We start from the raw sequence: 5,725 nt of genomic DNA, 5'->3' as shown, positions 1-5,725 counted from the left end.
GCGGGACCTCCGGCCGGTGGACCTCCCGGGCGTGCGGGACGGGACCGTCGGGGTCGTCGACGACGACGGCCGGGAAGTAGTAGTTGAGGCCGTGCCAGTCCAGCGGTGCGGCGATCGTCTCCGGGTCGCCCGCCCGCTCGGGCAGGTCGACCCCGTAGAGCTCGCGCATGTCGGCGGGGAAGCCCCGGCCGTACACCGGGTCGAGCCACCAGCGGGTGAGGTGGCCGTCCAGCCGGCGGGCCGCCGCGACGTCCTCGGGCCGGGGGGTGGCCGCCTCGACGGTGGAGTGGTTGGTCACCAGGCCGATCCGCGCGCCGGGCGCCGCCGCGCGGATCGCCTGGGTGGCCAGTCCGTGGCCGAGGAGCAGGTGGTACGAGGCGCGGACCGCCGCGGTCAGGTCGGTCAGGCCGGGCGCCATCCGCCCCTCCAGATGGCCGATCCAGGCCGAGCACAACGGTTCGTTGAGGGTGGCCCACCGGGTGACGCGGTCGCCGAGCCGGGCGGCGACGGCGGAGGCGTAGGCGGCCAGGTGCTCGGCCGTCGCGCGCTCGGTCCAGCCGCCCCGGTCCTGCAGCACCTGGGGCAGGTCCCAGTGGTACAGGGTGACCGAAGGGGTGATGCCGGCGTCGAGCAGTCCGTCGACGAGCCGGTCGTAGAAGTCCAGGCCGCGGTCGTTGACCGGCCCGTCCCCACCGGGCACGACGCGCGGCCAGGCGACGGACAGCCGGTAGGCGTCGGTGCCGAGCTCCCGCATCAGGGCGATGTCCTGCGGCCACCGGTGGTAGTGGTCGCAGGCCTCGTCGCCGTGGTCGTCGTTGTCGATCCTGCCGGGGAGGTGGGAGAACGTGTCCCAGATGGACGGGGACCGGCCGTCCTCCGCCACCGCCCCCTCGATCTGGTAGGCGGATGTGGCCGTGCCCCAGAGGAAGTCTCGGGGGAAGGCGGCGAGATCGATCGCTTTGGACACAGGGAACCTCTCGTGGACAAGGGTGTGCGGCGTGACGAGGGGAGAGGAGCGAAAAGGGGCGACCAGCACGGCAGCACGCTCTTCGTCACCACCCACTACCTGGAGGAGGCGGAGCACTGCGACCGCCTCGGCATCATCGACCACGGCCGGCTCGTGGCCCAGGGCACGCCCCTCGCGCTCAAGGCCGCGATCGGCGACGACCGGGTGGCACTGCGCACCGGCGACGACGCGGCAGCACGGCAGGTCGTGGGCCGGACCGTACCGCCGGGCCTCGCCGTCACCCTGGACGCCCAAGGGGTGTCCCTGCGGGTGCCCGACGGCAGCGCCTGGATCCCCCGCCTGTGCGCGGCACTGGAAGCCCACGGCATCGCGGTGCACGCCGCGTCGTCGCCGGTGCGCAGTGCCACCCGGTCGTCGCCGATCGCGGCCTTGAGCGCGAGGGGCGTGCCCTGGGCCACGAGCCGGCCGTGGTCGATGATGCCGAGGCGGTCGCAGTGCTCCGCCTCCTCCAGGTAGTGGGTGGTGACGAAGAGCGTGCTGCCGTGCTGGTCGCGCAGTGCGCGCAGGTGCTCCCAGACCTGGGCGCGGGCGTGCGGGTCGAGTCCGGTGGTCGGCTCGTCGAGGAACAGCACCCGGGGCGCGTGCAGCAGGCCGCGGGCGAGCTCCAGGCGGCGCCGCATGCCTCCGGACAGGGTGCGTACCAGGGAACGCCGCCGGTCGGTCAGTCCGACCAGGTCGAGCATCTCGGTGGTGCGCACGCGGGCGTGGCGGCGGCGCAGTCCGTAGAGGCGTGCGTGGATGTGCAGGTTCTGTTCGGCTGTCAGGTCCGGGTCCAGGGCGCTGTGCTGGAACAGCATCCCGACCCGTTGTCGTACCTGGTCCGGCCGGGCGAGCACGTCGGCGCCGGCCACCGTGGCCCGTCCGGCGGTGGGGCGGGCCAGGGCGCACAGCAGGGCGAGGGTGGTGGACTTCCCCGCGCCGTTGGGGCCGAGGAAGGCGAACGTCTCACCTTGGCGCACGTCCAGGTCCAGGCCGCGTACGGCGTGGGTGGTGGTCCCGTCCGGGCCCGCGTAGCTCTTGACCAGACCGCGGGTGCTGATCGCGTACACCGGCGGGGCAGCGGGCTGTGCGGTGTCGGGGTCCGCGGGGGCCGCGGTCAGGACGGGTGCCGGGGTGCGAGTGCCGTCACCGGCAGGTGGCCGCATGGTCGGGTCCTCCTTCACGGGGGTGTCGTACGCGGGTCTGCCGGCCGCCGCGGGCCTACGCTCCGGCCGGCGGCCGCCCGAGGGCGGCCACCGGCCGGAGGTTCTCGGTCAGGCGCAGCTGATGCCCACACAGACGGTGTTGAGCAGCGTCAGCAGGCCGACGCACTCACACGTCGCCGCGAACGGCGCTCCGTCGACGCCGACCGGGTCGGTCTCCGGAAGGGCGTGCAGGTGGGCCAGCAGCTCGAGAGCCTGGTTCTCCATGACATTCTCCTTCTCTTCGTGGTGGCGACGGGGGTTCCCGTCGCTCAGCCCGGCTGCCGGACCATCCAGTGCCGGGAGTCCTTGTGGCGGGTCCGCAGGAGGAACGCCAGGATTCCCGCGGACCCGTCGCTCCAGCTCGTCGAGACGTCCCCGTACTCGTTGGGGAAGACGACGTGGCTGTCGCGGTGGGCGCGTTCGGTGACGATGAGGCGGGCCAGGTCCTCGGCCATCGCGCGGTAGGCGAGATCCCCGGTGGCATCGGCCAGGTCGAGGAGGAAGTCGCCGTTCCCCGCCAGTCCGTGGCACTGCGCCAGGGCGGCCCGGGAGGAGCGCTCCGCGACGGCGTGCGCGGCGCCGCGGGCGAGGTCGCCGAACCGCTCGTCCCCCGTCCGCTGCCAGAGCCGGACCAGGAACGAGCCGATACCCGCCGAGCCGTGGCACCAGTACGGGGCCGTCGGCACGTCCGTGGTCTCGGCGGGCCACTGGGCCGCCCGGCCGACCGTCACGGCGCCGGCCACCAGGTGCTCCCCCGCCGCCACGGCCAGTTCCATGTGCTCCGGCCGCCGGGAGACGGCCGCCGCGGTCAGGAGGAAGCAGCCGATGCCCGACGTTCCGTGCGCGAAGCCGAGATAGCGTTTGCCGGCCTCCTCGGACACGGCCTCCGCCGGGACGGGCCAGCTCACGCCCGACGGCTCCGGCTGTGCGGCGGCGGCCAGCCGGTCGGCCGCGTCGACGACGAGCTCGGCGAGGCGCGGGTCACCGGTACGGTGCCACAGGTGGGCGGCCGCCAGTCCGCTGCCGGCGGAGCCGTGGGTGATGTCATGGCTCAGCGTCGCTTCCGAGGGGGCCACCGCCAGGGCCGACGCGTGGCCGGTGAGCGCGCGGTCGGCGATGGCCCGCCCCGCGTCGTACAGCGCCCAGGCGATTCCGCGGCCTCCGAAGTGCAGACCCGGACGGATGGAACGGGTGTCGGTACGGGCGGCGATCCAGTGGCCCGCGGTGGAGATCAGCTCCGGCAGGCGCGGGTCGCCGGTGAGCTCGAAGTACCGTGTCAGGACCGCCAGCACACCTGCCGCACCCTGCTGCACGGTGCAGGGGTCGGTCTCCCCCGCCAGGGTCGACACGGGCCACAGCCACCGGTCGGCCGGGGTCATCGAATCGACGAGGTGGTTCACCATCCCGTCGATCGCGGCCTGCGTCGCGTCGTACGGTTCGTCCGTCCCGCGCGGAGCCCCAGGTGTCCGCGCCGTCCGGGCGGTGGGGTGCGGCGGGCGCACCGCGCCGGCCGGGTTCGGCGGGCGCGCCGCGTCCCTGCGGCGAGGAGGTTCGTCCGTCCGCGCCGGGTCCGCGGCGGGAGGCCCCGGCCGCGCCGGGTCCGCCTCGCTCAGCGCCTCACGCGCCCGGTCGGGGTCCCAGCGCTCGGCGGGGTCGTCCTTCATCAGCCCGAGGATCATCTCCGGCAGGCCGTCCGGCAGGCGCAGCGTTCCGTCGCAGGCGCCCAGCCACTCGGCGAACCGCTGCTCCGCGGGTCTGGTGGCCGGCTCCTCGGGCAGCAGGTTGGGTACCTTTCCGCCGAGTACGAAGCACACGGTGGCGCCGAGGCTGTAGTAGTCGGCCGTCGGGGAGACGGGTGCGTCCACCAGGCGCTCGGGGGCGCTGAAGCCGGGGGTCCCGACCCGGGTCGGGAGGGGGACGTCGTCCGCCAGGACGGCGAGCTCGAGGTCGATCAGGCGCAGTTCTCCGTCGGGGCGGACCATGACGTTGCCGGGCGTGAAGTCCCTCAACACACAGCCGGAGGCGTGGGCCGCCGCGACCAGGTCCACCAGACGTCCGACCTGGGCGAGCGCGTCCGCTCGGTAGCGTTCGCTCCCGACGTCGCGGAACCGCTCGGCGACCCAGGTGCGCAAGGGCACACCCGGCACTTCCTCCTGAGCGAGGAACAGGTGCCCGCCCATCTCGAACATCGCGAGCGCCTCCGGCGCCAGCCCCGTGCCCTGGAGCCTCTCCAGCGTCCTGGCCTCGGCCCGCAGCCAGTCTCGGACGTCGGAACCCGACGCGTCGCCCTCCACATGCGGCCGGGCCTCCTTGATCACCACGGGYGCRCCCGTGGTGACGTCCGTGCCCCGGTACACGCCGCCCTTGTTCGTGTGCCGGATCGCTTCCCGGACCGAGAACCGGCCGCCGAGCAGCACCGGGCTGCTCGCCGCCTTCTCCTGACGCGGCGGAAGCGGCACCGAGGCCGGGAAGGGGCAGACGGCCCAGGAGGGCGGGCAGTACTGACCGGTGCGCTTGTCCTCGACGGGATTGCCGTCGGGGTCCTCGATGAACCACACCAGCAGACCCTGTTCCGAAAGCCGCCGMCGGCCGACGAACGCGCCGTAGCGGTAGTGCACCAGGCTCTGCGGAGCGTACGGCTGGTCCGACAGGATCCGTGGTCCGGTCAGGCCCGCCGTGGCCCTGTGCAGCTCCAGCGCTATTCGGGCCGCGTCGTCGTCGGTGGCCGGGTAGACGGTGATGAACTTGCCCGAGCTCCCCCGCGGCGTGGCCCGGGAGTTGAGCGCGCTGACCTGCTCGAGCGACCGGACGAACTTGAACGCCGACTCCTCGCGCAGCAGCACGTCCAGAGCCTTCTCGAGGACCGCCGGCGCGGAGGCGGCCGTCGCGGACACATGCAGTTTCCAGCCCTGCCGGCGTCGTACACCGGACCGGCGGGTGAGGCGGCACCACATCTCGTCCGCGTCGGTCGTCCAACGCGTGCCCGTACCTGTGGCCTGTAGCGTCCGGCGGAGCAGACTTTCGAGGTCGACTTCGGTCACGTGACTCGTCATGCGTGTCCCTCTCAACGGTGAGAACCGCTGGTTGGAAAATGCCTTCGGTGAGCAGAAAAGTACAGTGCACTCCCGGCGGAAGTCCCTTCGTTCGGCGAGCGCACGGTGTTGTTGAGGAAATACATGGCGCAGTCCGGCGCAAAGAGAGGCGCACTTTTCTCGCCGGGGTCGTCAAATAATTCACCTGTTCGATGAAATGGCAGCCTTTTCTCAGGAATGCAAACGGCCGGGCCGATGCGTCATGAATCTCGCAGGTCGCGGCAGCACGTCGGCGGCACGCCGCGCGCCCTCCTCGCCGGCGACGTCGGCGACCACCGGGACCAGATCCGTGTCAGGGGCCTCGGCTCGGATGCTCGCGATGGCCCGTTCCACCCGTTCCTCCGTCCGCCCGTTGACGCCCACGCGGGCTCCCGCCCGGGCCAGGCCGGTGGCGATGGCGGCGCCGATCCCCTGGGTGGAGC

At 73.1% G+C, this 5,725-nt stretch carries 4 protein-coding genes and 1 pseudogene; all 5 read right to left on the bottom strand.

Annotated features, from left to right (window positions below; genetic code table 11):
• Positions 1–967 (bottom strand): family 1 glycosylhydrolase (locus EAO71_RS01995; RefSeq protein WP_147976025.1); only part of this gene is annotated, 967 nt, incomplete at its 3' end.
• Positions 968–1,062: 95 nt separating this feature from the next.
• Positions 1,063–2,172: an ABC transporter ATP-binding protein gene (locus EAO71_RS01985; RefSeq protein ID WP_261991947.1), complete on the bottom strand. Its 1,110-nt coding sequence runs from the start codon at positions 2,170–2,172 to the stop codon at positions 1,063–1,065.
• A gap of 108 nt (positions 2,173–2,280) precedes the next feature.
• On the bottom strand, positions 2,281–2,436 hold the full coding sequence (locus tag EAO71_RS37400) for a VenA family class IV lanthipeptide (protein ID WP_187282522.1): 156 nt from the start codon (positions 2,434–2,436) through the stop codon (positions 2,281–2,283).
• 44 nt (positions 2,437–2,480) lie between these two features.
• Complete coding sequence (lanL, locus tag EAO71_RS01980; RefSeq protein ID WP_147976024.1) at positions 2,481–5,264, bottom strand: class IV lanthionine synthetase LanL; 2,784 nt, start codon at positions 5,262–5,264, stop codon at positions 2,481–2,483.
• A 258-nt stretch (positions 5,265–5,522) separates the two neighbouring features.
• A pseudogene (locus tag EAO71_RS01975) lies at positions 5,523–5,725 on the bottom strand (SDR family NAD(P)-dependent oxidoreductase); the annotation flags it as partial.

It is taken from the genome of Streptomyces sp. MS191 (genome assembly GCF_008042125.1).
GTDB lineage: Bacteria > Actinomycetota > Actinomycetes > Streptomycetales > Streptomycetaceae > Streptomyces.
The sequence above is the reverse complement of the archived record's forward strand: the minus strand, read 5'-3'. Positions and strand labels throughout refer to the sequence as shown.

What these genes read in the sequence shown, in the direction of transcription:
- EAO71_RS01985 (WP_261991947.1), bottom strand. Translation starts at nt 2,172, where the DNA reads ATGCGGCCACCTGCCGGTGACGGCACTCGCACCCCGGCACCCGTCCTG.
- EAO71_RS37400 (WP_187282522.1), bottom strand. Translation starts at nt 2,436, where the DNA reads ATGGAGAACCAGGCTCTCGAGCTGCTGGCCCACCTGCACGCCCTTCCG.